This is a genomic window from Ectopseudomonas khazarica (assembly GCF_017915135.1).
Classification (GTDB): Bacteria; Pseudomonadota; Gammaproteobacteria; order Pseudomonadales; family Pseudomonadaceae; genus Aquipseudomonas; species Aquipseudomonas khazarica.
Map to the genome: position 1 here is coordinate 4,238,903 of NZ_CP068551.1, position 24,658 is coordinate 4,263,560.

The window sequence follows — 24,658 nt, forward strand, 5'->3', positions numbered from 1 at the left end:
GCCATGCCCAAAGGACAGAAGCGCGCGCTGAGCGCACTCGTGATCACCGTATTCCTCTACAGCCTGATCGGTTTCCTGATCGTGCCGGGCATCGCCCTGCGCGTCGTCAACCAGCAATTGGCCAACTATGCCAGCGTGCCCGCCACGCTGGAGCGCGTGCAGCTCAACCCGTTCAGCCTCGAACTCAGCCTCTGGGGACTGCGTATCGGCGACAGCGGCGAGGAACAGCTGAGCTTCCGGCGCCTTTACGCCAACCTGCAGAGTGACAGCCTGTGGACGGGGGCGCTGCACCTGAGCGAGGTGGAACTCGATGGCGCGCGCACCGAGGTCCTGTTCGCGAAGGACGGCACACTGAACCTGACCCAACTGTTCAAGCTGCCGGCAAGCGAGCCGCAGCCGGAGTCCGCCAGCAGCGAACCGTTCCCGCTGCGCATCGACGGCATCCGCCTGCGCGAGAATGCTCTGCGCTTCCAGGACCTGCGCCCCAGCGAACCGGTGGAGTTCGCCTACGACAAGCTCGACCTCGAGCTGCACAACCTCAGCACGCTGGCCGGTGACAACGCGCAGATGACGCTCGCTGCCAGCGGCCCGAACGGGGCACAGATCGACTGGCGCGGGCAGATCAGCCTGACGCCGATCACTTCCAGCGGCAGCCTGAGCGTCAGCGACGGCCACCTGAGCACCTTCTGGCCCTACGTCCGTGACGCCGTACCGCTGGTGCTCAAGGACGGCCAGGTCGACGTCAGCGCTGACTACCACCTCGACCTCTCCGACGGCACCGAGTTGCAGCTGAGCAAGCTCAAGCTGCAGCTGGCCCCTTTCGCCATCGACGACCCCGCCGGCAAACCGCTGGTCAGGCTGCAGCGCCTGGACGTCGACGACAGCACGCTGGACCTGGCCAAGCAGCAGGTGGTGATCGGCCAGGTGCGCAGCCAGGGCCTGGAAGCCTGGGCGGCGCGCGAAGCCGACGGCCAACTGGACTGGCAGAAGCTGTTCGCCAAACCGGCATCCGCGCAACCTGCAGCCGCCGAACAGGCTGAGCCCGAGGGCAGCGACGAGGGCAAGCCCTGGCAGGTGCTGCTGCAGGATGTGCAACTGCGTGACTACAAGGCTCATCTGGCGGATCGCGTTCCCGAGCAGGACGTCGCCGTCGAGGTCGGGCCGCTGAACCTCGACCTGAAGAACTTCGACAGCCTGGGCGACAAGCCCTTCGACCTCCGCCTCGATACCGGCCTGGGCAAGCAAGGCAAGCTGCAGGCGTCGGGTGATGTGCAACTGAGCCCCACCAGCGCTCGCCTCAAGGTCACCACTGAAGACATCGACCTGCGCCTCGCCCAAGCCTACCTGAGCCCCTTCATCCGCCTGGAACTGCGCAGCGGGATGCTCGGCAGCGACCTCGACGTGCAGCTCAAGAGCACCGAGCCGCTGGCCCTCAGCGTGACCGGCAACGCCAGGATCGACCAGCTGCACACCCTCGACACCCTGCGCGAGCGCGACTTCGTGCGCTGGAAGCAGGTGCGGGTCAATGGCCTCGACTATCGTCATGGCGAAAGCCTGGCCATCGAGCGGGTCGAACTGGACCAGCCCTACGCGCGCTTCGTGATCAACGAGAACCTGAGCACCAACGTCAGTGAGCTGATCGTGCCGCAACCGGCGGCGGCCGGGGACAAGGTCGAGGATGGCAAGCCGCTGGCGATCCATATCGGTGGCGTGGCCATCAACGACGGCTCGGCCAACTTCGCCGACTTCAGCCTGACCCCGAGCTTCGCCACCGCCATCCAGCAGATGAATGGCCGCATCGGCGTGCTCGACAACCAGAAACCGCAGGCCGCCAGCGTCGATATCAAGGGCAAGGTCGATCGCTACGCGCCGATGAGCATCAAGGGCAAGCTGACGCCGTTCGATCCACTCAACAGCCTGGATATCGCCACCAGCTTCAAGAACGTCGAGCTGACCACCATCACCCCCTACTCCGGCAAGTTCGCCGGTTATCGCATCCGCAAGGGCCGCCTCAACCTCGACCTGCACTACCGCATCGAGCAGGGCCAGCTCAATGCCGAGAACAAGGTGCTGGTGGAAAACCTGCAGCTGGGCGAAAAGGTCGACAGCCCGGATGCCGTGGACCTGCCGATTCGCCTGGCGGTCGCGCTGCTCAAGGACACCCAGGGCCGCATCGCCATCGAGCTGCCGGTCCAGGGCGACCTCAACAACCCGCAGTTCAGCGTCATGCCCATCGTCTGGCAGACCCTGCGCAATCTGGTGCTGCGCGCCGCCCAGGCACCGTTCAAGTTCGTTGCCGGGCTGGTCAGTGGCGGCGGCGATACCGACCTGAGCACGGTGCCCTTCGACGCCGGCTCCGCCGACCTCGACGCGGACGCCCGCCAGGCACTGGATACCCTCGCCAAGGCCCTGCAGGAACGTCCGGCGCTGCGCCTGGAAGTCGAAGGCCAGAGCGCGGCGAAAGCGGATGGCCCGCTCCTGGCCGAGCAGCGCCTGCAACGCGAATTCCAGGACACCTGGTACAAGGTGCTGCAACGCCGCGGTGACAAGGTCCCGGCGAGTGCCGATGAGCTCGAGGTGGGCGAGGACGAACAGGCGGCGCTGCTCGAAGGTATCTACCGCACCCGCCTGAAACAGCAGCCGCCCGCCGAGTGGGCCGAGCTGGATGCGCAACAACGCACCCAGAACATGCGCCAGGCCGTGCTGGACTCCTGGGCCCAGAGCAAGCTGTTGCTGCGCCAGCTGGCGCAGCAACGGGCGGCGGCGATCAAGGCCTATCTGGTCGAGCAAGGGAAACTGGACGACGAACGGGTCTACCTGATTGATGTCAATCTGGGAGAACCCGAGTCCAATGGACGTGTACTGACGCCCCTGCACCTGGATAGCGCATGATGAAACATCCTCGACTGCTGGTACTGGCAACGCTGCTGGCGAGCATCGGCAGCCCTCTCGTGCATGCGGAGACGATGCGCTGCGGCAGTCAGCTGGTCAGCCTGGGAGATCGCGCCTTCGAGGTGGAGCGCAAGTGCGGGACGCCAGTGTACCGTGACCCCATAGGCTATACGCTGGGCAGCTACGACAGGCGCGAGTACCGGATCGAGGAGTGGGTGTACGGCCCCACCAACGGCATGCTCAGCATCCTGCGTTTCGAGGGCAACCGCCTGGTGGAAATCGAACGCCGCCGAGAGCACTGACAAGGAGTTCACCGTGCCCAAACGCAACCATCTGCTCTGGCTACTGCTGCTGCCCGTCCTGGCGCAGGCGTCTTCCACCTACCGCTGCGGCAGCGCGCTGGTGAGCAAGGATGCGCCGACCAGCGAGGTCCAGCACAAGTGCGGCGAGCCCGTCAGCCGGGACTTTCTCGGCTACAAGGAAGTCACCGATGCCTACGGCTTTCGCAACGAGGTGAACGTGGAAGAGTGGATCTACGGCCCCAGGAACGGCATGTACCACTTCCTGCGTTTCGAGGGCGGTCGCCTGACCGATATCCGCAGCAAGCGCGGAGGTTGATACCGCCGCCCCGCCGGGCGAGCGGGTGAATCCCGGATACGGAAAGGCCCCGCCAGATTCACCGGCGAGGCCTTTCGACATCCGTGCCCGTCGCTATCCGTGCGACCCGGCATCCTTGCCCACGGCTATCCCTGCCTAGAGCTTGTCGCTGAAATCGCGCAGCTCCTGCTGGGCCTTTTCCTTGGTCCAGCCGTATCGCTCCTGCAGCTTGCCGGCCAGGTATTCGCTGTGGCCCTCGGCGACGTCCACGTCGTCATCGGTCAGGTTGCCCCAACGCTCCTTGATGCGACCGTTGAGCTGCTTCCATTTGCCTTTGATGATGTCGCTATTCATGGTGGTTCTCCCAGAACTCAAGAGGGGGCCGGGTGTGGACCCGGCCGGCTCGGGTATCAGTCGGCGGTCTTCAGGGCATCGGCGGACACATCACGCACACCCTCGATTTCCTTGGTCTTGGCGATGGCCAGATCACGTTCGGCATCGGTGGCCACTACACCGGAAAGGGAAACCACGCCCTGGTTGGTCTCGACCTTGATGTCCAGCGCGCTCAGGTCCTTGTCGGCGACGAAGGTGGATTTGACCTTGCTGGTGATCCAGGTGTCGGATACCGCCTGCTCGGCTTTGTCCACGGTGTCGTTGGCCGCCAGCATGGTCGGCTGAGCGAAGGCTGCCGAGGCGAGCGGCAGGCTCAGCGCAGCGGCGGTCAGGGTGGCGGCGGCAAAACGGGTGATTGGCTGTTTCATGGTTGACTCCTGTACATTCCAGACAATCTGCAAACCAACTCCTGGCTGCAGGTTCACCAGTACTATCGCAAGCGCTGTGCCAGCTTTTCAGAAAACAAAAACCCTTTAATAACAACAAGTTAATTAAAGTCGTCGATACGACGCGAATTGCATTTCGCCGAGTCAGGAAAAAACCCTCGGGCAATTTGCATGATCTCTGGCAAGGCAAAGGCGAACACGCACACAGCCACGCAGCCGACCCGCGTAACGCTGGTACAGGCTCCCGGCGAGGCCCGCTAGAAGCCCGGACGATGGGCACAGGAAATTGCCGGGAGCGCTTGCTGCAGTCGCCTGGCGACGGCCCACCGGGCTGTCGCGAGGAATCGCAGGCAATAAAAAAGGGCCCCCGCAGGAGCCCTTCTGTTCAAGCCAGCGAAGGATCGCTTAGACGCCGGAGGCCTCGGCGGCCGCTACGTCCTTGATCGACAGCTTGATACGGCCGCGGTTGTCCACGTCCAGAACCAGTACCTTCACTTCCTGGCCTTCCTTCAGTACGTCGGTGACCTTCTCCACGCGCTGATCGCTCAGCATGGAGATGTGCACCAGACCGTCCTTGCCCGGCAGGATGTTGACGAAGGCACCGAAGTCGACGATGCGCTCGACCTTGCCGACGTAGATCTTGCCGATCTCGGCTTCCGCGGTGATGGCCAGAACGCGCTGCTTGGCAGCCTCGGCCGCTTCCTTGGTTTCGCCGAAGATCTTGATCGAGCCGTCATCTTCGATGTCGATCGAAGCCTTGGTCTCTTCGCAGATACCACGGATGGTGGCGCCACCCTTGCCGATCACGTCGCGGATCTTGTCCTGGTCGATCTTCATCGCCAGCATGGTCGGGGCGTTGGCCGACAGCTCGGTACGCGACTGGGCGATGACCTGGTTCATCTGGCCGAGGATGTTCAGACGGGCTTCCAGCGCCTGCTCCAGCGCCTGCTCCATGATCTCTTCGGTGATGCCCTGGATCTTGATGTCCATCTGCAGCGCGGTGACGCCCTTGGCGGTACCGGCTACCTTGAAGTCCATGTCGCCCAGGTGGTCTTCGTCACCGAGGATGTCGGTCAGAACGGCGAACTTCTCGCCTTCCAGCACCAGACCCATGGCGATACCGGCAACCGGCGCCTTCATCGGCACACCGGCGTCCATCAGCGCCAGGGAAGCGCCGCAGACCGAAGCCATGGAGGACGAACCGTTGGACTCGGTGATTTCCGATACCACACGGATGGTGTACGGGAACTCGTCGTCCTTCGGCAGCATGGCAGCGACGCCACGACGGGCCAGGCGGCCGTGACCGATTTCGCGGCGGCCAGCGCCACCCATGCGACCACACTCACCGACCGAGAACGGCGGGAAGTTGTAGTGCAGCATGAAGGGGTCTTTCTTCTCGCCTTCCAGGGTATCCAGCAGCTGTGCGTCGCGGGCGGTGCCCAGGGTGGCGACGACCAGCGCCTGAGTTTCACCACGGGTGAACAGCGCCGAACCGTGGGTCTTGTCCAGCACGCCGACTTCGATCTTCAGCGGACGCACGGTGCGGGTGTCGCGACCGTCGATACGCGGCTTGCCATCGACGATGTTCTGGCGAACGGTGCGGTATTCGATCTCGCCGAAAGCGGCTTTGACTTCGTCAGCCGGGAACTGACCTTCGCCCTCGCCGGCCAGGGCCGCAACGACTTCATCACGCAGCTCGCCCAGACGGTTGTAGCGGTCCTGCTTGATGGTGATGGTGTAGGCCTGGCTGATGGCGGCGCCGAACTGGCTGCGGATGGCGTCCAGCAGCGGAGTGTTGGCGGCCGGAGCCTGCCAGTTCCAGGTCGGCTTGCCAGCTTCGGCAGCGAATTCCTTGACGGCCTGGATCACGGCCTGGAATTCCTGGTGGGCGAACAGTACGGCACCGAGCATCTGGTCTTCGGTCAGCTCCTGGGCTTCCGACTCGACCATCAGTACGGCGGTTTCGGTACCGGCCACGACCATGTCCAGGCTGGACGCCTTGAGCTGCTCGTAGTTGGGGTTCAGCAGGTAGCCGGTATCCGGGTGGAAGGCTACGCGCGCGGCACCAATCGGGCCGTTGAACGGAATGCCGGAAACGGCCAGGGCAGCGGAGGTACCGATCATGGCGGCAACGTCCGGATCGGTCTTCTTGCTGGTGGAAACGACGGTGCAGACGACCTGCACTTCGTTCATGAAGCCTTCGGGGAACAGCGGACGGATCGGACGGTCGATCAGGCGCGAGGTCAGGGTTTCCTTCTCGCTCGGACGGCCTTCACGCTTGAAGAAGCCGCCAGGAATCTTGCCGGCTGCGTAGGTCTTCTCCTGGTAGTGCACGGACAGCGGGAAGAAGCCTTTGCTCGGGTCGGCGCTCTTGGCACCCACGACGGTCACCAGCACGGTCACGTCGTTGTCGACGGTCACCAGCACGGCACCGCTGGCTTGACGGGCAATACGGCCAGTCTCGAGGGTTACGGTCGACTGACCGAACTTGAATTGCTTGATTACCGGGTTCACGGTGTTTTCCTTCTCTCTGTTGCCTTGGGGGAAATCTGAAAGCGGCACGGGAGTCGGACCCGATGCATCCTTCGAAAAGCCAAAAGCTGGAAGCCCGGAGCCGCAGGTCGGGGATCATGCCCCGACTTGCCGCTCCGAACTCCCAGCTTCCAACTTGTGCAGCTCGCGTCTATTAACGACGCAGGCCCAGGCGACCGATCAGGGCGCTGTAACGACTGGTGTCCTTGGCCTTCAGGTAGTCCAGCAGCTTACGACGCTGGTTGACCATACGGATCAGACCACGACGGCTGTGGTGATCCTTGCCGTTGGCCTTGAAGTGACCTTGCAGCTTGTTGATGTTGGCGGTCAGCAGGGCTACCTGCACTTCCGGGCTACCGGTATCGCCTTCAGCTTGCTTGTAGTCGTTAACGATCTGGGCTTTTTCTTCAACGCTGAGTGCCATGTTGGCTTCCTCTCATCTGGAAACTGCCGAAGCAGTCTCAATAGGCCGGGAATCGCTCCCCGTGTTTTAAAAAGAGGTATGACCGTGCCTACTGACAGCCACCCTCGCAGTACCGGATGACAGCTTCGCTATCACCCCGGCTTCGACCTCGCGGCCGAACCATTCGGTGCCATGCACCGCTATATCTCAGCCCGGCCCCTGAGGCCCGAGCCTGCACCCGTGCTACGCACCGGTGTAAATCAGTCGACGCGGCGCGATGCGCCCGTCGTCGCTCACCTCACCGATGCCGATGAAGCGACCGTTGTGATCCTGCACGCGGACCATACCGAACTTCGGCGCTTCCGGCGCCCGCACCGGCTGCCCTTGCAACCAGTAGAACGCACTGTGCTCGGAGAACTGCAGCAGCGGCCAGTCCTGCAGACCGCTGTCGACCGGCTGCAGGAAGCGATCGAGCGCTGCATTGCCGCCTTCGGCATGCGCCGCTTCCAGCTCTTCCAGGGTCACGGTGCGTGACAGGTCGAACGGGCCGGCCTTGGTACGCCGCAGTTCGGCGACGTGTGCGCCGCAACCGAGCAGTTGGCCAAGATCCTCGACCAGGGTCCGAATATAGGTGCCCTTGCTGCAGTCCACCGACAAACGCGCCTGCTCACCCTCGAGGGCCAGCAATTCCAGGCGCGCAATAGTAACAGAACGCGCCTCGCGCTCCACTACTTCACCTGCGCGCGCCAGCTTGTAAAGCGGCTGGCCGTCCTTCTTCAGGGCCGAGTACATCGGAGGTATCTGTTTGATTTCTCCGCGAAAACGCGGCAGCAGTGCTTCGATTTCGCTGCGACCAACGGTCACCGGGAGGCGCGCGATCACCTCACCTTCGGCATCGCCGGTGGTGGTGGTGACGCCAAGCTGGGCGACCGTCTCGTAGCCCTTATCGGCATCGAGCAGGTACTGGGAAAACTTGGTCGCCTCGCCGAAGCACAGCGGCAGCACGCCGGTGGCCAGCGGGTCGAGGCTGCCGGTGTGCCCGGCCTTCTCGGCATTGAGCAACCAGCGCACCTTCTGCAGGGCCGCGTTGGAGGTGAAGCCGCGTGGCTTGTCCAGCAGGATGATGCCGTCGACCTTGCGACGAATACGTTTGACCTGGGCCACGCTTATTCCTCGCCGCCGTCCTGGTGCTTGCGGTCTTCCGCCACGGCACGCTCGATCAGCGCCGACAGCTCGGCACCGCGACGGATGCTGGCGTCGTACTGGAAGTGCAGTTGCGGGACGGTGCGCACCTTCATCGACTTGCCCAGCAACATGCGCAGATAGCCAGCTGCCTCGGAGAGGATCTCCAGGTTGAGCTTGATCTGCTCGGCATCGTCGTCCTTGCCCATCACGGTGATGAACACTTTGGAATGGGACAGGTCGCGGCTGACGTCCACGGCGGTGATGGTGACCAGGCCCAGACGCGGGTCCTTGATCTCACGCTGGATCAACACGGCCAGCTCACGCTGCATCTGGTCGCCGATACGCTGGGTACGGCTGTAATCTTTCGCCATTTCTTACTTACCTTTCCTTCGTCCTGGCGCCTCGCCGGCACCGGACGTAAAAGCGGCAAACGCCCGGCCGCGCATGAGCGGGGCCGGGCGTTGCATGATCAAGGGGTTGCGCTTACAGACTGCGCGCGACCTGGACCTTCTCGAACACTTCGATCTTGTCGCCGACCTTGACGTCGTTGTAGCTCTTCACGCCGATACCGCACTCCATGCCATTACGCACTTCGGCGACGTCGTCCTTGAAGCGACGCAGCGATTCCAGCTCGCCTTCGAAGATCACCACGTCCTCGCGCAGTACGCGGATCGGACGGTTACGGAACACGGTACCTTCGATGACCATGCAGCCCGCGACGGCGCCGAACTTCGGCGAACGGAACACATCACGCACTTCCGCGGTGCCCAGGATGTTCTCGCGAACATCGCTGCCGAGCATACCGGTGAGCGCCTTCTTGACGTCTTCGATGATGTCGTAGATGACGTTGTAGTAGCGCATGTCGAGGCCTTCGGACTCGACGATCTTGCGCGCACCGGCGTCAGCACGGACGTTGAAGCCGAACAGCACGGCATTGGAAGCCAGCGCCAGGTTGGCATCGGATTCGGTGATACCACCGACGCCGCCACCGACCACACGCACTTGCACTTCGTCGTTGCCGAGGGTGCTGAGCGAGCCTTGCAGGGCTTCCAGAGAACCACGCACATCGGCCTTGAGGACGATGTTGAGGGTCTTCTTCTCTTCCTGGCCCATGTTCTCGAAGATGTTTTCCAACTTGCCGGCGTGGGCGCGGGCCAGCTTGACTTCGCGGAACTTGCCCTGACGGAACAGTGCAACTTCGCGGGCCTTCTTCTCGTCGGCCACCACCATCATCTCGTCACCGGCATCCGGCGTACCGTCCAGGCCGAGGATCTCGACCGGAATCGACGGACCGGCTTCCTTGATCGGCTTGCCGTTCTCGTCGAGCATGGCACGCACACGACCGTAGTTGACGCCGACCAGGACCATGTCGCCCTGGCGCAGGGTACCGTCCTGAACCAGCACGGTAGCCACCGGGCCACGGCCCTTGTCCAGACGCGACTCGACCACCACACCACGACCCGGAGCGGTCGGAGTGGCTTTCAGCTCGAGTACTTCAGCCTGCAGCAGTACGGCTTCGAGCAGCTCGTCGATACCGGTACCGGCCTTGGCGGAAACCGGTACGTAGGGTGCGTCGCCGCCCCACTCTTCCGGGATCACATCCAGCGCGGCCAGGCCGTTCTTGATGTTGTCCGGGTTGGCTTCCGGCTTGTCCATCTTGTTCACCGCGACCACGATCGGCACGCCAGCGGCTTTCGCGTGCTGCACGGCTTCCTGGGTCTGCGGCATCACGCCGTCGTCAGCAGCGACGACGAGGATGACGATGTCGGTGGCCTTGGCGCCACGGGCACGCATCTGGGTGAACGCGGCGTGACCCGGGGTGTCGAGGAAGGTGACCATGCCACGCTCGGTTTCCACGTGGTAGGCACCGATGTGCTGGGTGATGCCACCCGCTTCGCCGGAGGCGACCTTGGCACGACGGATGTAGTCGAGCAGGGAGGTCTTGCCGTGGTCGACGTGACCCATGACGGTCACGACCGGTGCACGGGACAGCGCCTCGCCTTCGAACTTCAGCGATTCGGCCAGGGAATCTTCCAGGGCGTTGTCGCTGACCAGCTTGACCTTGTGGCCGAACTCTTCGGCGACCAACTGGGCAGTTTCCTGATCCAGCACCTGGTTGATGGTCACCGGCGTGCCCATCTTGAACATGAACTTGACGATTTCCGCGCCCTTGATGGCCATTTGCTGGGCCAGATCGGAAACGGTAATGGTCTCGCCAATGGAAACGTCGCGCACGATCGGACCTGTCGGGCTCTGGAAGCCATGCTGGTTGCGCTTCTTCATCTTGGCCTTGCCACGGCCGCCACGGCGGAAGCCATCACTTTCCTCGTCGACGCTACGGGGAGCGACGCGCGGAGCAGGTGCCTTCTCCTTGACGGTCGGGCGATGCTGGGCGTGCTTGCGATCACGACGCTCGTCTTCATCGCGCGCCTTCTCGGGACGGCGCACTTCTTCTTTCTTGCGCTCGACCTCGACGACCGGAGCCGCAGCAGCCGGCTCGCTGGCAGGTGCCGGCGCGGCGACCGCAGCAGGCGCCGCAGCGGGTTCGCTGGCAGTGACCGCCTGGCGCTTGGCCTCTTCTTCGGCCTTGCGCTTGGCTTCTTCCTCGGCTTTCAGGCGCTCGGCCTCGGCAGCGGCCTGCTGAGCTTCCAGCTCGCGCTGCTTCTCGGCTTCGAGCTCCTCCGGGCTGCGCTTGACGAAGGTCTTCTTCTTGCGCACTTCAACACTGATGGTCTTGCTACCAGCAACCTTGAGCGTGCTGGTGGTCTTGCGCTGCAAGGTAATCTTGCGCGGCTCCTCGACCTTGTCGCCGTGACTGCCCTTGAGGTGAGCCAGCAGGGCCTGCTTCTCACTGTCGGTCACTACTTGTTCGGCGCTGCTGTGGGACAGACCGGCTTCACGCATCTGCTGAAGCAGGCGCTCTACCGGGGTGTCGACCACTTTGGCCAGTTCTTTCACCGTGACTTGCGTCATGCATCTTTCTCCTCAGGCCGCAACCGCTTATTCGAACCAGTGGGCTCGAGCGGCCATGATCAGCTTGCCGGCACGTTCTTCGTCGATGCCGTCGATGTCGAGCAGGTCGTCAATCGACTGCTCGGCCAGGTCTTCACGGGTAATCACGCCGCGCAGCGCAAGCTCCAGAGCCAGCGCCTTGTCCATGCCTTCCAGTTCCAGCAAATCATCTGCCGGATGGGCATCTGCCAACTTCTCCTCGTTGGCGATCGCCTTGGTCAGCAGACGATCCTTGGCCCGTGCACGCAGCTCGTTGACGATGTCCTCGTCAAAGCCATCGATGCTGAGCATTTCTTCCATGGGTACGTAGGCAATCTCTTCGAGACTGGTGAAACCCTCTTCGACCAGGACTTGAGCCAGTTCTTCGTCGACTTCCAGCTCGTCGATGAAGGACTGCATGATGTCGCCGGTTTCCGCCTGCTGCTTGGCCTGGATGTCCGCTTCGGTCATCACGTTCAGCGTCCAGCCGGTCAGCTGACTGGCCAGGCGCACGTTCTGGCCGCCACGACCGATGGCCTGAGCCAGGTTGTCCTCGCCAACGGCGATGTCCATGGCATGGGCATCTTCATCGACGATGATCGCTGCCACTTCGGCCGGCGACATGGCGTTGATCACGAACTGCGCCGGATTGTCATCCCACAGCACGATATCCACACGCTCGCCACCCAGCTCGCCGGACACCGCCTGCACGCGCGAACCGCGCATGCCGATGCAGGCGCCCTGCGGGTCGATACGCTTGTCCTTGGAGCGCACGGCGATCTTGGCGCGCGAACCCGGATCACGGGAGGCGGCCTTGACGTCGATCAGCCCTTCGGCGATCTCCGGCACCTCGATACGGAACAGCTCGATCAGCATTTCCGGCGCGGTACGCGACAGGATCAGCTGCGGGCCGCGGTTCTCGGTACGGATTTCCTTGAGCAGGGCACGCAGACGCACACCGACGCGGAAGGTTTCGCGCGGGATGATGTCTTCACGAGCCAGCAGCGCCTCGGCATTGCTGCCGAGGTCGACGATGACGTTGTCGCGAGTGACCTTCTTCACGGTACCGGAGATGATCTCGCCCAGACGCTCGCGATAGGCATCGACCACTTGCGCACGTTCGGCTTCGCGCACTTTCTGCACGATGACCTGCTTGGCGGTTTGCGCGGCGATACGACCGAACTCGATGGAATCGACCTTCTCTTCGAGCACGTCACCGATCTTGGCATTGGCCTCGACTGCCTGCGGCATGTCGTCGGTCAACTGGTAGGCCGGGTCCTCGAACTCGGACTCGTCGACCACCGTCCAGCGACGGAACGTCTCGTAGCTGCCATTGTGCCGGTTGATCGACACGCGCAGATCGACTTCGTCTTCGAAACGTTTCTTGGTGGCGGTCGCCAGAGCCAGCTCCAGCGCCTCGAAAATCACGCCGGCCGGTACACCCTTTTCGTTGGATACCGACTCAACAACCAGCAGTACTTCTTTGCTCATCGTACGCCTCGCCTCTCGCAATCCATTGGTTCTGCGCAATCTGCGTCACGTTCACGCCACTGGCGCTACATTCGTGCACGGCTGCGCTACCTTCACGTCATCTGCGCCCCGTGCCGCGCCAACCATCGCGGAGCACGGCAACGACGCAGACAGCGCGTCTCAATCAAATCGGGGGATGATATTGGCCTTGTCGATCAAGTCGATCGGCAACAGGTACTCGTGGTCATCCACCTGCACCACCACGTCCTGCTCCTCCACACCACGGAGAAGGCCCTGGAAGTTGCGCCGCCCATCGAAAGGCGAGCGCAGCTTGATCTTCACCTGCTCACCGACATGAGTCGCGAACTGTTCAAGGGTGAACAACGGGCGATCCATGCCAGGAGAAGAAACTTCCAGCGTGTACTCCGAGGAAATCGGGTCCTCGACGTCGAGCACACCACTGAGCTGACGGCTGACGATCTCGCAATCGTCGATCAGGATGCCATCTGCCTTATCGATATAGACACGCAGCAGCGAATGACGCCCCTGCGACAGGAACTCGATGCCCCAACACTGATAACCGAGCGCCTCGATTACCGGGGCCAACAAGGCCTGCAACTGTTCTAGCTTGCTCGACACTTAACGGCCCTCGTGCATGCTGTGCAAATAAAAAATGGGCGAAACGCCCATCCCTTCAATCCGCATGAATCGCTGCGGACACTGTCTTTCAGCTAACAAAAAGCCCCTGAAAAGGGGCCTGCTGAAACTGGTTGCGGGGGCTGGATTTGAACCAACGACCTTCGGGTTATGAGCCCGACGAGCTACCAGACTGCTCCACCCCGCGTCAAAGCTGGGCCGAAATTATACGGCCACCCCCTGGCGAGGGTCAACCAACACTCCAGCAACAAGAAAGCCCGCTGACAGCGGGCTTTCTTGAGTATGGTACCGAGGAGGGGACTCGAACCCCTACAGCCTATGGCCACTACCACCTCAAGGTAGCGTGTCTACCAATTCCACCACCTCGGCAAAACGGTTACTGCTCTGGAGCCTCCGGCACATCCGAAGATTCGGATGCTGGGGCTTGCTCTTCGAGCACCGGCACGTCTTCGACCGCCGGCTTTTGTTGAACTTCCAGAACCGCTGGATCAGGAAGGCCAACCTGTGTCAGTGCATCAGCTTTTTCTTTAGCAAAGTACGCTAAACCCAAGCTGGTAATGAAAAAAGCTGCGGCGAGTATACCAGTAAACCTACTCAGAAAGGTAGAGGAACCTTGGCTTCCGAATACAGTTGCCGAAGCACCCGAACCGAACGACGCACCGGCGTCAGCACCTTTACCCTGCTGCAACAACACCAGCACCACAATCCCGATCGCACCCAGCAGGTGCAGAACAACAATGACTGTTTCCAGCATTCTTCAGTTTCCTGCAGCGCGACAGATCGCACCGAATTCATCCGCATTCAGAGAGGCTCCACCCACGAGCCCCCCATCGATATCCTGCATGCCGAACAACTCGGCTGCACTGGCGGCCTTGACACTGCCGCCATAAAGAATTCTCAGCCCGCTCGCCACCTCAGCATCCAGCTGCGCAACCTGCGCGCGGATCGCTGCGTGCACTTCCTGAGCCTGCTCAGGCGTAGCGGTCAAGCCGGTGCCGATGGCCCATACAGGCTCATAAGCCACCACGGCCCACTTCAGGGACTCGACACCCAGGGCATCGATCACTGCGGCCAACTGGCCTCCCACCACACCCAGCGTTGCATTCGCTTCACGCTGCTCACGGGTCTCACCGAGGCAGAGCACGGGAATCAAGCCCGCTTTCTGCACGGCCGCAAACTTGCCGACCACCACCTCATCGCTCTCGCCCAGAATCAGACGACGCTCGGAATGGCCCACCAGCACAAGCTCGCAACCGCCATCGACCAGCTGGCTCGTCGCCAACTCACCGGTCAGGGCACCCTGCTCCAGCTGCGCCGCGCAATCCTGCGCTCCAACCTTCACTGCACCATCCGCCAGACCGTGAACGACCTGGGCGATATGCAGACTGGAGGGAAACACCGCGACATCAATCCCGACAGGCAACTCCTGCCGGCAAAGCCCTTCGATCAGCTCTGCGACGCTGGCGCGGGTACCGTGCATTTTCCAGTTACCGGCGACCAAGGGGCGACGCATGTTTTACCTCGTCGATCAAAGAGGGCGCAGATGTTACCCAAGAGCACCCTAGGTAGCAAGCTCAATCAAGCACAGACTTCGGCAACAATCTTAGCTAATTCATCAGCATAGCCACGGACGCTGCTTTCCTCGTCGCCCTCGACCATCACCCGCACCAGCGGCTCGGTACCGGACTTGCGCAGCAACACGCGACCGCGACCGCCCATCTGCTCGGTCACACGGGCACACGCATCCTTCACCGACGGGTGCTCCAGCGGATCGACAGCCCCCGAAAGGCGCACGTTGACCAGCACCTGCGGGCACTTCTTCAGGTCGCTGTGCGCCTCGACCAGGGTCTGCTGGCGTCGCTTCAGGGCCATGAGGACCTGCAGGGCGGCGATGATGGCGTCACCCGTGGTGGTGTGCTGGAAGCAGACCAGGTGCCCCGAGTTCTCGCCACCCAGCAGCCAGTTGCGCTCCAGCAGCTCGGCGATCACGTAGCGATCCCCCACCTTGGCGCGCACGAAAGGAATGTTCAGTTGCTCGAGCGCCAGTTCGAGGCCCAGGTTGCTCATCAGCGTACCGACCACGCCACCGCGCAGACGCCCGCGCTCCTGCATGTCGCGCGCGATGATGAACAGCAGTTCGTCGCCGTCGACGACCGCACCATATTGATCGACCATCAGCACGCGGTCGGCATCACCGTCGAAGGCGATGCCGAGATCGGCCTGCTGCGCCACGACCTCGGCCTGCAACGCCGCGATATGAGTGGAACCACAGCCATCGTTGATGTTGAGGCCATCGGGCTGCGCCGAGATGACCCGCACTTCGGCACCCAGCTCGCGGAACACGCTGGGCGCCACCTTGTAGGCAGCGCCATGGGCGCAATCGATGACAATCTTCAGGCCCTTGAAGCTGGTGCCGCTGGGCACGCTGCCCTTGCAGAACTCGATGTAGCGACCCGAGGCGTCGTTGATCCGCGAAGCCTTGCCGATGCCGGCAGACTCGACCACGGTCATAGGCTGATCGAGCAACTCCTCGATCATCATCTCGACATCGTCCGGCAGCTTGGTGCCTTCGCTGGAGAAGAACTTGATGCCATTGTCGTCATGCGGATTGTGCGAGGCGCTGATGACGATACCGGCATCAGCCTGGAAGGTCCGCGTGAGGTAAGCGATGGCTGGCGTCGGCATCGGACCGAGCAGCTGCACGTCGGCACCGGCAGCCGCCAGACCTGCCTCGAGGGCGGACTCGAACATGTAGCCGGAGATACGCGTGTCCTTGCCGATCAGGATGCGGCACTTGCCCTGCTTGCGAAATGCCATGCCCGCAGCCCAGCCGAGCTTGAGCATGAAGTCAGGGGTGATCGGAAACTGCCCGACATGGCCACGGATGCCATCGGTGCCGAAGTATTTTCTAGCCATCAGTCTTTCCTTGTTATTGCGCTGCTTCAACCGCAGCGACCATGCGCACCACGTCCACCGTTTCGGCGACATCGTGCACACGCAGAATATGTGCGCCCTTGGTCAGCGCCAGGGCAGCCAGCGCCAGGCTGCCGTAGAGCCGCCCGCCAACCTCGTGGCCAAGCACCTTGCCGATCATGCTCTTGCGCGAGACGCCCACCAGCAGCGGCCGGCCCAGCTCGGAGAGCTCGCCCATGTGCCTGAACAAGGCCAGATTATGCTCCAGCGTCTTGGCAAAACCGAAGCCCGGATCGAGCACGATCCGCTCAGCGGGGATACCGGCGGCCGCGCATGCCGCCATGCGCTCGACGAGAAAGCCCCGCACTTCGGCGACGATGTCCGGGTACTGCGGGTTGTCCTGCATGTTGCCCGGCTCGCCGCGCATGTGCATCAGGCACACCGGCAGGCCGCTGTCGGCGGCGGCGTCCAGCGCGCCATCGCGCTGCAGCGAGCGCACGTCATTGATCAACCCCGCCCCCAGCCTCGCACTCTCGCGCATCACCGCGGGCGTCGAGGTGTCGACCGAAATGATGACGTCCAGCTCACGCGCGATGGCCTCGACCACCGGCGCGACTCGCTCCAGTTCCTCGGTCGGCGACACGGCCCGGGCGCCAGGACGGGTGGATTCACCGCCGACATCGATCAGGGTCGCACCGGCAGCGACCATCGCCTCGGCGTGGCGCAAGGCGGCGTCGCGCGCGGTATAGCGGCCACCGTCGGAGAATGAGTCAGGCGTGACATTGAGGATGCCCATCACGTGCGGACGGGACAAATCAAGAAGCCGGCTGCCACTGGGCAGCCGGCTCGGGTGTTGCGCAAAGGACATAGGCGACCTTAGTGCTCGGCAGCAGGACCGCCGATTGGCTTCTCGGGACGACTGGGCTCATCGACCTTGGCCTGCGGCGCACCGGAGTCGCCACCACCATCCCAACCACGCGGCTCGCGAGGTTCGCGGCCATTCATGATGTCGTCGATCTGCTCGGAGTCGATGGTTTCGTACTTCATCAGCGCTTCGGCCATGGCGTCGAGCTTGTCGCGGTTTTCCACCAGCAGGCGCTTGGCCGTGTCGTAGCACTCGTCGATGATGCGACGCACTTCCTCGTCGATCAGCTTGGCGGTTTCACCGGACACGTTGCTGTGCTGGCTGCCCATGCTGCGCCCCAGGAACACTTCGCCTTCTTCCTCGGCATACATCAGCGGCCCCAGCTTCTCGGACAGGCCCCACTTGGTGACCATGTTCTTGGCCAGCTGAGTGGCGCGCATGATGTCGTTGGAGGCACCGGTGGTGACGCCATCGAAACCCAGGGTCATTTCCTCGGCGATACGGCCGCCGAACAGCGAGCAGATCTGACTGATCAGGGCGCGCTTGCTCAGGCTGTAACGATCCTCTTCCGGCAGGAACATGGTCACGCCCAGGGCACGACCGCGCGGAATGATGGACACCTTGTAGACCGGATCATGCTCGGGCACCAGACGACCGACGATGGCGTGACCCGCCTCGTGGTAGGCCGTGTTGAGCTTCTCCTTGTCGGACATGACCATGGTCTTGCGCTCGGCGCCCATCATGATCTTGTCCTTGGCCAGCTCGAACTCCTTCATTTCCACCAGACGCTTGCCTGCACGGGCAGCGAACAGGGACGCCTCGTTGACCAGGTTGGCCAGGTCGGCACCGGAGAAGCCCGGGGTACCCCGCGCGATGACTGCCGCATTGACGTCGTCGCCCATCGGCACCTTGCGCATGTGCACTTTCAGAATCTGTTCGCGACCACGGATGTCGGGCAGGCCCACCACCACCTGACGATCGAAGCGACCGGGGCGCAGCAGCGCCGGGTCGAGCACGTCGGGGCGGTTGGTGGCCGCGATGACGATGATGCCATCGTTCATCTCGAAGCCATCCATCTCCACCAGCAGCTGGTTGAGCGTCTGCTCGCGCTCGTCATGACCGCCGCCCATGCCGGCGCCACGGTGGCGACCCACGGCGTCGATCTCGTCGATGAAGATGATGCACGGCGCGTGTTTCTTGGCCTGGTCGAACATGTCGCGGACACGGGAAGCGCCGACACCGACGAACATTTCCACGAAATCGGAACCGGAGATGGTGAAGAACGGCACCTTGGCCTCGCCCGCTACGGCCTTGGCCAGCAGCGTCTTACCAGTACCCGGGGAACCGACCATCAGCACGCCACGCGGGATGCGCCCACCGAGACGCTGGAACTTGCCCGGGTCACGCAGGAACTCCACCAGCTCGCTGACTTCTTCCTTGGCCTCATCGCAACCGGCGACATCGGCGAAGGTGGTCTTGACCTGGTCTTCGGAGAGCAGGCGCGCCTTGGACTTGCCGAAGCTCATCGGCCCGCCCTTGCCGCCCGCACCGCCCTGCATCTGGCGCATGAAGAACATGAACACGGCGATGATTACCAGGATCGGGAAGCTCGCCACCAGCAACTGGGTCCAGATGCTCTGCTGCTCAGGCTGCTTGCCTTCGATGACCACGTTGTTGTCGATCAGGTCACCAATCAGGCCGCCGTCCTGGATCGCCGGACGAATGGTCTTGAAGCCTTCGCCGTCGGTGCGCTTGCCGGTGATCACGTAGCCGTCGACGGTCACGCGCTCGACGCGCCCTTCCTTGACCTGCTCGATGAACTGCGAGTAGCTCAGGGTCTGCGGCTCGCTCGGGCTGGAGAAATTGTTCATCACGGTGACCAGCACCGCCGCGATGATCAGCCACAGGATGAGATTCTTTGCCATGTCGTTCAATTAGCTACCCTCTGAAGCAGGCCTCGTGGCGAAGCGCGCTTCCCATGACGACCAATGATATACCGGCCTAACTTACACCAAACGCCCACATCCCGCAGGCACCGTCTGTAACCCTTTATGAGGGTTGTACTACCTGAGACCAGCAGGTCGGGCCGTCGTTGCAACTCACAACCCGCGAAAGCCCCGCGCCAGCAGGTACTGTTCACGAGAGCGATCGCGCGACGACAACGGCTTGCGCATCTGCACCTTGTCGAAGGTGTCGCGCACCTGCCGGTGATAGGTATCGAACCCCTCACCTTGGAAAATCTTGATCAGGAAGTCCCCGCCCGGACGCAGCACGCGTCCGGCCAGGTCCAGCGCCAGCTCGCACAGATACATCGCGCGCGCCTGATCCGCCGTCCTCACCCCACTCATATTGGGGGCCATATCGGAAATAACAAGGTCAACCGGGTTTTCCCCGATGGCGGCGAGGATCTGCTCGAACACGGCATCATCGGTGAAGTCGCCCTGGATGAAGGTCACATCCGGAATGCTGTCCATCTCCAGGATGTCGGAGGCGATCAGACGCCCCTTGTCACCGATCACCCGGCTGGTGACCTGCGACCAGCCACCCGGCGCGGCGCCGAGGTCGACCACGGTCATGCCGGGACGCAGGATGCGATCCTTCTCCTGGATTTCCAGCAGCTTGTAGCTGGCGCGGGAACGATAGCCGTCCTTCTGCGCCATCTTCACGTAAGGATCGTCGAAATGTTCTTTCAGCCAACGCTGGCTGGTCTTGGAACGTGCCACTGAAACCTCGGACTCAACGGGTCATGAATAACTGCGCGGGCTCGGGTAAGATAGGCGCCGTTTTCCAGACCGAATTAGGTACTAACGATTATGCCGCTCACTCAAGAGCAGAAGAAACAATTCAAATCTATCGGCCACCACCTGAAACCTGTATTGATCGTGGCCGACAATGGTTTGACCGAGGGCGTGCTGGCAGAGCTGGACCGTGCCCTGAACGATCACGAGCTGATCAAGGTACAGCTGCGCCTCGCCGAACGCGAGGACCGCCAGGCCGCCATCGTGGCCCTGTGCGAGAGCGGCCGCGCCGAACTGGTCCAGTCGATCGGCAAGGTCGCCCTGCTCTATCGCAAGAACCCCAAGCCGAATCGCAACCTGTCCAACGTGATTCGCTACCAGGGCTGAACCAGCTGCAAGCTGCAAGCTGCAAGCTGCAAGCTGCAAGCTGCAAGCAAATCAGGATAAACGTCCTGCCACTCAAGTACGCCAGGCGCTTCGCGCCGCTTTTACTCGAGGCTTGTCGCTTGCGGCTTATGGCCGCTCTTTCCCCGGCACGGGTTGCAGCACCAGCAGCAACCCGCAGAATGCCATGACCAGATAGCTGAAGCGTAGCCAGTACTCGGCCCCAGGCCAGTAGTGCAGCGCGGCGAAATGACTCAGCGCCATCGCCGCGACGGTCAGCAGCAGCTGCCCGCGCACATCCCGCAGCAAGCTGGCCAGCCCTTCGACACGCAGCAGCGCCAGTGCCTGCAGGGCAACGCCCACTGCCGCCAGGCCCACCAGCAGCGGCATCAGGCGCGCCGCGATCTCCTGCACCAGCAAAGGCGCCAGGCCGGCCTGTTCGATGGCCGGCAGGACGATGAACTGCAACACCCAGATGCCGCCGACCCAGAGGGTCTGGGCCAGCTGCCAGCTGACAGCGGAGGCCCGTGACGGCTGGCGCGGCTTATACGTGGCGGACTTCGACAATCTCGTACTCGACCAGGCCACTGGGGGTCTGCACGCCGACGACATCGCCTTCGCTCTTGCCCACCAGGGCGCGCGCGATGGGGGATGCAACGGAGATCTTGCCCTGCTTGATGTCGGCTTCGTCTTCCCCGACGATCCGATAGGTCACGCTCTCGTCGGTCTCGACGTTGGCGATTTCCACGGTGGAACCGAAGATCACCTTGCCGGTGTGCTCGATGGTGGTGACATCGATGATCACCGCATTCTGCAAGCGACCTTCGATATCACGCACGCGCGCCTCGACCATGCCCTGCTCCTCGCGGGCGGCATGGTATTCGGCGTTCTCCTTGAGATCACCCAGCTCACGCGCCTCGGCGATCGCCTGGCTCAGGGCCGGACGACGCACCTTGGTCAGGTGCGCCAGTTCTTCTTCCAGGGCGCGAGCGCCCTGGACGGTCATGGGGTACTTGTTCATGCCTTGATTCCTGCATGCAGATCCTGCAGCCGACGCACGGTCTTCTCCGGACCGAACTTGAGCGCCTCACAGACCGCCTGACCCGCCGCAATGGTGGTGGTGCAGTAGATCTTGTGCTGCAGGGCGTTACGACGGATCGAGTAGGAGTCAGCGATGGACTGACGCCCCTCGGTGGTATTGATGATCAGGGTGACCTCGTCGTTCTTGATCATGTCGACCACGTGCGGACGACCTTCGGTCACCTTGTTCACACGGCGCACCGGCAGGCCGGCGGCCTCGATCACCTTGGCGGTACCGGCAGTGGCGACGACTTCGAAGCCCAGGCTGACCAGGTCGCGAGCGACCTGCACGGCCTCGGCCTTGTCATCCTCGCGCACGCTGATGAAGGCACAGCCGGTGTTCGGCAGGATTTCGCTGGCACCGACCTGGGCCTTGGCGAAGGCTTCGCCGAAGCTGTCGCCGACACCCATCACCTCACCGGTGGATTTCATCTCCGGGCCGAGGATCGGGTCGACACCCGGGAACTTGGCGAAGGGGAACACCGCTTCCTTGACGCTGAAGAACGGCGGAATGATTTCCTTGGTGTAGCCCACCTCGGCCAGGCTCTTGCCCGCCATGACGCGCGCCGCCACCTTGGCCAGCGACTCGCCGACGCACTTGGAGACGAACGGCACGGTACGCGAGGCGCGCGGGTTCACTTCGATGACGTAGATGTCTTCGCCCTGTACGGCCATCTGCACGTTCATCAGACCGACCACGCCGAGTTCCAGGGCCATTTTCTTGACCTGCTCGCGGATCTCGTCCTGGATGTGTGCCGGCAGCGAGTACGGCGGCAGCGAGCAGGCGGAGTCACCGGAGTGCACGCCGGCCTGTTCGATGTGCTGCATGATCGCGCCGATGACCACGGTCTCGCCGTCGCTGACCGCATCCACGTCCACCTCGATGGCGCAGTTGAGGAAGCGATCCAGCAGCACCGGGCTGTCGTTGGAGACCTTCACCGCTTCGCGCATGTAGCGCTTGAGCTCTTCTTCCTGGTAGACGATTTCCATCGCCCGGCCGCCCAGTACGTAGGACGGACGCACCACCATCGGGTAGCCGATGTTCTTCGACAGGGCCAGGGCCTCGTCTTCGCTGCGCGCGGTGGCGTTGGCCGGCTGACGCAGGTTCAGGCGCTGCACCATCTGCTGGAAGCGCTCACGGTCTTCGGCACGGTCGATGGCCTCGGGGCTGGTGCCGATGATCGGTACACCGGCCTCTTCCAGGGCGCGGCAGATCTTCAGCGGAGTCTGGCCGCCGTACTGGACGATGACGCCCTTGGGCTGCTCGACACGGACGATTTCCAGCACGTCTTCCAGGGTCACCGGTTCGAAGTACAGGCGGTCGGAGGTGTCGTAGTCGGTGGAGACGGTTTCCGGGTTGCAGTTGACCATGATGGTCTCGTAACCGTCTTCACGCATGGCCAGCGCCGCATGCACGCAGCAGTAGTCGAACTCGATGCCCTGGCCGATACGGTTGGGACCGCCGCCGAGGATCATGATCTTGTCGCGGCCGCTCGGCTTGGCCTCGCACTCTTCCTCGTAGGTGGAGTACATGTAGGCGGTGTCGGTGGCGAACTCGGCAGCGCAGGTGTCCACGCGCTTGTACACCGGCAGCACTTTCAGCTTGTGGCGATGGGCACGCAGGCTCTTCTCGGAAACGCCGAGCAGCTTGGCCAGGCGCGCATCGGAGAAACCCTTGCGCTTGAGCTTGAACATCAGGTCGTAGTCGATGGCCGACAGACCCAGGGTCTGCACGGTGGCTTCGTCCTTGATCAGATCCTCGATCTGCACCAGGAACCACTCGTCGATACGGGTCAGGTCGAACACCTCGGCGACGCTCTTGCCGGCGCGGAAGGCATCGGCCACGTACCAGATGCGGTCGGCGCTGGGCACGGTCAGCTCGCGACGCAGGGTGCTCTCGGCTTCCGGGTCGTTCAGGTCGAGCTTCGGATCGAAACCGGCGACGCCGACTTCCAGGCCGCGCAGGGCTTTCTGCACCGACTCCTGGAAGGTGCGGCCGATGGCCATGACCTCGCCCACGGATTTCATCTGGGTGGTCAGGCGGGCGTCGGCCTTGGGGAATTTCTCGAAGGCGAAGCGCGGAACCTTGGTCACCACGTAGTCGATCGACGGCTCGAACGAGGCCGGGGTACGCCCGCCGGTGATGTCGTTCTGCAGCTCGTCCAGGGTGTAGCCGACGGCCAGCTTGGCGGCGATCTTGGCGATCGGGAAGCCGGTGGCCTTGGAGGCCAGCGCCGAGGAACGCGATACGCGCGGGTTCATCTCGATCACGACCATGCGCCCGGTGTTCGGGCAGATGCCGAACTGCACGTTGGAGCCACCGGTTTCCACGCCGATTTCACGCAGCACCGCCAGCGAGGCGTTGCGCATGATCTGGTATTCCTTGTCGGTCAGGGTCTGCGCCGGCGCGACGGTGATCGAGTCGCCGGTGTGCACGCCCATCGGATCGAAGTTCTCGATGGAGCAGACGATGATGCAGTTGTCCTTCTTGTCGCGGACCACCTCCATCTCGTATTCCTTCCAACCGATCAGCGATTCGTCGATCAGCAGCTCGTTGGTCGGCGACAGGTCCAGACCACGGGCGCAGATTTCCTCGAATTCCTCACGGTTGTAGGCGATGCCGCCGCCGGTGCCGCCCATGGTGAAGCTCGGGCGGATGATGCAGGGGAAACCCACCATCTCCAGCACGCCGTAGGCTTCTTCCATGCTGTGGGCGATACCCGAGCGCGGGCAGGCCAGGCCGATGTCCTTCATCGCCTTGTCGAAGCGCGAACGGTCTTCGGCCTTGTCGATGGTGTCGGCGTTGGCACCGATCATCTCGACACCGAACTTTTCCAGCACGCCGTGGCGCTCCAGATCCAGCGCGCAGTTCAGCGCGGTCTGGCCACCCATGGTCGGCAGCAGCGCGTCAGGACGCTCCTTCTCGATGATCTTGGCCACGGTGGCCCACTTGATCGGCTCGATGTAGGTGGCGTCGGCCATGGCCGGGTCGGTCATGATGGTGGCCGGGTTGGAGTTCACCAGAATGACGCGGAAGCCTTCTTCCTTCAGCGCCTTGCACGCCTGGGCGCCGGAGTAGTCGAACTCGCAGGCCTGGCCGATGACGATGGGGCCGGCACCGAGGATCAGGATGCTTTTGATGTCTGTACGTTTTGGCATGATCGTTACTCGA

At 62.9% G+C, this 24,658-nt stretch carries 22 protein-coding genes and 2 tRNA genes; 4 read left to right on the forward strand and 20 right to left on the reverse strand.

Features of this window, described 5'->3' with window-relative positions:
* The first annotated feature begins 3 nt into the window (after nucleotides 1-3).
* Genes JLK41_RS19955 through JLK41_RS19965 form a run of 3 tightly spaced genes read left to right on the forward strand, consistent with a single transcriptional unit; the run spans nucleotide 4 to nucleotide 3,510 of the window.
* A complete protein-coding gene (locus JLK41_RS19955) occupies nucleotides 4-2,892 on the forward strand; it encodes a DUF748 domain-containing protein (protein ID WP_210389667.1) in 2,889 nt (962 codons plus the stop codon).
* Nucleotides 2,892-3,194, forward strand: a complete 303-nt coding sequence (locus tag JLK41_RS19960; RefSeq protein ID WP_080757029.1) for a DUF2845 domain-containing protein — start codon at nucleotides 2,892-2,894, stop codon at nucleotides 3,192-3,194. The genes JLK41_RS19955 and JLK41_RS19960 overlap by 1 nt, the downstream gene beginning before the upstream one ends.
* Before the next feature lie 13 nt (nucleotides 3,195-3,207).
* On the forward strand, nucleotides 3,208-3,510 hold the full coding sequence (locus JLK41_RS19965; protein ID WP_037050795.1) for a DUF2845 domain-containing protein: 303 nt from the start codon (nucleotides 3,208-3,210) through the stop codon (nucleotides 3,508-3,510).
* Nucleotides 3,511-3,645: 135 nt separating this feature from the next.
* Here JLK41_RS19965 and JLK41_RS19970 read toward each other — a convergent pair whose 3' ends face one another.
* From JLK41_RS19970 to rlmE, 17 genes are all read right to left on the reverse strand, one after another.
* Nucleotides 3,646-3,843 carry a CsbD family protein gene (locus tag JLK41_RS19970; RefSeq protein WP_047588204.1) on the reverse strand — a complete coding sequence of 66 codons (198 nt, stop codon included), beginning with the start codon at nucleotides 3,841-3,843 and terminating at the stop codon, nucleotides 3,646-3,648.
* A gap of 56 nt (nucleotides 3,844-3,899) precedes the next feature.
* On the reverse strand, nucleotides 3,900-4,250 hold the full coding sequence (locus JLK41_RS19975; RefSeq protein ID WP_037050801.1) for a BON domain-containing protein: 351 nt from the start codon (nucleotides 4,248-4,250) through the stop codon (nucleotides 3,900-3,902).
* 423 nt (nucleotides 4,251-4,673) lie between these two features.
* A complete protein-coding gene (pnp, locus tag JLK41_RS19980; RefSeq protein WP_037050803.1) occupies nucleotides 4,674-6,782 on the reverse strand; it encodes a polyribonucleotide nucleotidyltransferase in 2,109 nt (702 codons plus the stop codon).
* Nucleotides 6,783-6,954: 172 nt separating this feature from the next.
* Nucleotides 6,955-7,224 (reverse strand): 30S ribosomal protein S15, encoded by a 270-nt coding sequence (rpsO, locus tag JLK41_RS19985; RefSeq protein WP_047590392.1) that lies wholly within the window; start codon nucleotides 7,222-7,224, stop codon nucleotides 6,955-6,957.
* A gap of 222 nt (nucleotides 7,225-7,446) precedes the next feature.
* Entirely contained in the window at nucleotides 7,447-8,367 is a 921-nt protein-coding gene (gene truB, locus JLK41_RS19990; RefSeq protein ID WP_037050805.1) for a tRNA pseudouridine(55) synthase TruB, read from the reverse strand.
* 2 nt (nucleotides 8,368-8,369) lie between these two features.
* Nucleotides 8,370-8,759, reverse strand: a complete 390-nt coding sequence (gene rbfA / locus JLK41_RS19995) for a 30S ribosome-binding factor RbfA (protein ID WP_037050808.1) — start codon at nucleotides 8,757-8,759, stop codon at nucleotides 8,370-8,372.
* Nucleotides 8,760-8,871: 112 nt separating this feature from the next.
* Nucleotides 8,872-11,361, reverse strand: a complete 2,490-nt coding sequence (gene infB / locus JLK41_RS20000; RefSeq protein WP_037050811.1) for a translation initiation factor IF-2 — start codon at nucleotides 11,359-11,361, stop codon at nucleotides 8,872-8,874.
* Nucleotides 11,362-11,388: 27 nt separating this feature from the next.
* Nucleotides 11,389-12,870, reverse strand: coding sequence for a transcription termination factor NusA (gene nusA, locus JLK41_RS20005; RefSeq protein WP_210389668.1), 1,482 nt, complete (start codon nucleotides 12,868-12,870; stop codon nucleotides 11,389-11,391).
* Nucleotides 12,871-13,029: 159 nt separating this feature from the next.
* On the reverse strand, nucleotides 13,030-13,488 hold the full coding sequence (gene rimP / locus JLK41_RS20010) for a ribosome maturation factor RimP (RefSeq protein ID WP_037050820.1): 459 nt from the start codon (nucleotides 13,486-13,488) through the stop codon (nucleotides 13,030-13,032).
* A 128-nt stretch (nucleotides 13,489-13,616) separates the two neighbouring features.
* A tRNA-Met gene (locus tag JLK41_RS20015) sits at nucleotides 13,617-13,693 on the reverse strand.
* Nucleotides 13,694-13,789: 96 nt separating this feature from the next.
* Nucleotides 13,790-13,875, reverse strand: a tRNA-Leu gene (locus tag JLK41_RS20020).
* A 7-nt stretch (nucleotides 13,876-13,882) separates the two neighbouring features.
* Complete coding sequence (secG, locus tag JLK41_RS20025) at nucleotides 13,883-14,260, reverse strand: preprotein translocase subunit SecG (RefSeq protein WP_210389669.1); 378 nt, start codon at nucleotides 14,258-14,260, stop codon at nucleotides 13,883-13,885.
* Between the two features lie 3 nt (nucleotides 14,261-14,263).
* On the reverse strand, nucleotides 14,264-15,019 hold the full coding sequence (tpiA, locus tag JLK41_RS20030) for a triose-phosphate isomerase (protein ID WP_210389670.1): 756 nt from the start codon (nucleotides 15,017-15,019) through the stop codon (nucleotides 14,264-14,266).
* A gap of 65 nt (nucleotides 15,020-15,084) precedes the next feature.
* Nucleotides 15,085-16,422, reverse strand: coding sequence for a phosphoglucosamine mutase (gene glmM, locus JLK41_RS20035; RefSeq protein ID WP_210389671.1), 1,338 nt, complete (start codon nucleotides 16,420-16,422; stop codon nucleotides 15,085-15,087).
* A 13-nt stretch (nucleotides 16,423-16,435) separates the two neighbouring features.
* On the reverse strand, nucleotides 16,436-17,287 hold the full coding sequence (gene folP, locus JLK41_RS20040) for a dihydropteroate synthase (RefSeq protein WP_210389672.1): 852 nt from the start codon (nucleotides 17,285-17,287) through the stop codon (nucleotides 16,436-16,438).
* Nucleotides 17,288-17,295: 8 nt separating this feature from the next.
* Nucleotides 17,296-19,209, reverse strand: a complete 1,914-nt coding sequence (gene ftsH / locus JLK41_RS20045; RefSeq protein ID WP_037050830.1) for an ATP-dependent zinc metalloprotease FtsH — start codon at nucleotides 19,207-19,209, stop codon at nucleotides 17,296-17,298.
* 174 nt (nucleotides 19,210-19,383) lie between these two features.
* Nucleotides 19,384-20,007 (reverse strand): 23S rRNA (uridine(2552)-2'-O)-methyltransferase RlmE, encoded by a 624-nt coding sequence (gene rlmE / locus JLK41_RS20050; protein ID WP_037050834.1) that lies wholly within the window; start codon nucleotides 20,005-20,007, stop codon nucleotides 19,384-19,386.
* Nucleotides 20,008-20,097: 90 nt separating this feature from the next.
* On the opposite strand from rlmE, the gene yhbY reads away from it, so the two are divergent.
* Nucleotides 20,098-20,409 (forward strand): ribosome assembly RNA-binding protein YhbY, encoded by a 312-nt coding sequence (gene yhbY, locus JLK41_RS20055; RefSeq protein ID WP_037050836.1) that lies wholly within the window; start codon nucleotides 20,098-20,100, stop codon nucleotides 20,407-20,409.
* Nucleotides 20,410-20,535: 126 nt separating this feature from the next.
* On the opposite strand, the gene JLK41_RS20060 is transcribed toward yhbY, so the two are convergent.
* From JLK41_RS20060 to carB, 3 genes are read right to left on the reverse strand one after another with little or no spacing between them, the layout of a single operon-like run.
* Nucleotides 20,536-20,973, reverse strand: coding sequence for a DUF4149 domain-containing protein (locus tag JLK41_RS20060; protein WP_175252669.1), 438 nt, complete (start codon nucleotides 20,971-20,973; stop codon nucleotides 20,536-20,538).
* Nucleotides 20,951-21,427, reverse strand: coding sequence for a transcription elongation factor GreA (gene greA / locus JLK41_RS20065; protein ID WP_037050841.1), 477 nt, complete (start codon nucleotides 21,425-21,427; stop codon nucleotides 20,951-20,953). Before greA ends, JLK41_RS20060 begins: the two co-directional genes overlap by 23 nt.
* On the reverse strand, nucleotides 21,424-24,645 hold the full coding sequence (gene carB / locus JLK41_RS20070; RefSeq protein ID WP_037050844.1) for a carbamoyl-phosphate synthase large subunit: 3,222 nt from the start codon (nucleotides 24,643-24,645) through the stop codon (nucleotides 21,424-21,426). The genes greA and carB overlap by 4 nt, the downstream gene beginning before the upstream one ends.
* Nucleotides 24,646-24,658: the final 13 nt, after the last annotated feature.

Coding starts and splice junctions, on each gene's coding strand:
- tpiA (WP_210389670.1), bottom strand. CDS start 15,019: ATGCGTCGCCCCTTGGTCGCCGGTAACTGGAAAATGCACGGTACCCGC.
- JLK41_RS19975 (WP_037050801.1), bottom strand. CDS start 4,250: ATGAAACAGCCAATCACCCGTTTTGCCGCCGCCACCCTGACCGCCGCT.
- glmM (WP_210389671.1), bottom strand. CDS start 16,422: ATGGCTAGAAAATACTTCGGCACCGATGGCATCCGTGGCCATGTCGGG.
- infB (WP_037050811.1), bottom strand. CDS start 11,361: ATGACGCAAGTCACGGTGAAAGAACTGGCCAAAGTGGTCGACACCCCG.
- carB (WP_037050844.1), bottom strand. CDS start 24,645: ATGCCAAAACGTACAGACATCAAAAGCATCCTGATCCTCGGTGCCGGC.
- JLK41_RS19960 (WP_080757029.1), top strand. CDS start 2,892: ATGAAACATCCTCGACTGCTGGTACTGGCAACGCTGCTGGCGAGCATC.
- rpsO (WP_047590392.1), bottom strand. CDS start 7,224: ATGGCACTCAGCGTTGAAGAAAAAGCCCAGATCGTTAACGACTACAAG.
- secG (WP_210389669.1), bottom strand. CDS start 14,260: ATGCTGGAAACAGTCATTGTTGTTCTGCACCTGCTGGGTGCGATCGGG.
- yhbY (WP_037050836.1), top strand. CDS start 20,098: ATGCCGCTCACTCAAGAGCAGAAGAAACAATTCAAATCTATCGGCCAC.
- folP (WP_210389672.1), bottom strand. CDS start 17,287: ATGTCCTTTGCGCAACACCCGAGCCGGCTGCCCAGTGGCAGCCGGCTT.
- JLK41_RS19970 (WP_047588204.1), bottom strand. CDS start 3,843: ATGAATAGCGACATCATCAAAGGCAAATGGAAGCAGCTCAACGGTCGC.
- greA (WP_037050841.1), bottom strand. CDS start 21,427: ATGAACAAGTACCCCATGACCGTCCAGGGCGCTCGCGCCCTGGAAGAA.
- JLK41_RS19955 (WP_210389667.1), top strand. CDS start 4: ATGCCCAAAGGACAGAAGCGCGCGCTGAGCGCACTCGTGATCACCGTA.
- ftsH (WP_037050830.1), bottom strand. CDS start 19,209: ATGGCAAAGAATCTCATCCTGTGGCTGATCATCGCGGCGGTGCTGGTC.
- nusA (WP_210389668.1), bottom strand. CDS start 12,870: ATGAGCAAAGAAGTACTGCTGGTTGTTGAGTCGGTATCCAACGAAAAG.
- rbfA (WP_037050808.1), bottom strand. CDS start 8,759: ATGGCGAAAGATTACAGCCGTACCCAGCGTATCGGCGACCAGATGCAG.